The 335-nt window shown below is 72.8% G+C and carries 1 protein-coding gene; it reads left to right on the top strand.

The window, feature by feature from the left end; translation table 11 throughout:
- Positions 1 to 243 (top strand): hypothetical protein (locus VR44_RS46430; RefSeq protein WP_211275096.1); only part of this gene is annotated, 243 nt, incomplete at its 5' end.
- Between the last annotated feature and the right edge of the window lie 92 nt (positions 244 to 335).

The raw sequence follows: 335 nt of genomic DNA, 5'->3' as shown, positions 1-335 counted from the left end.
CCGAGTCGCGACATCCGTCCGGCGCGAGAGATGGCGGTCCGCGCCCCCGCCGAGATCCGCCGTCTCCTGCGCAAGGGCCGCGAGTGCGATGATCACCTTCCCGGGGGCGGGACCGTCCGCCACCGAGGTCGTCCTTCTGAGAGCGGACGTCCGCGACAGCTCGACTGCGGTGGGACGGTCGCCCGGCACCGGGGCCAGGGCGGCGGCCACGGCTTCCGCGAGATCCGCCGGGAGCCCGTGTAACTCGGCTTTCCCATGGGACGCCCGGTAGGCCAGGACCTCGGGTGGACCTTCACCGAACGGAAACCGTCCCGTCGTCGCGTGCGCCAGCACTC

Origin of the sequence: Streptomyces katrae (assembly GCF_000966975.1) — a bacterium.
Lineage (GTDB): Bacteria > Actinomycetota > Actinomycetes > Streptomycetales > Streptomycetaceae > Streptomyces > Streptomyces katrae.
Note: the sequence above shows the minus strand (reverse complement) of the source record. Positions and strands in the feature narration are given on the sequence as shown.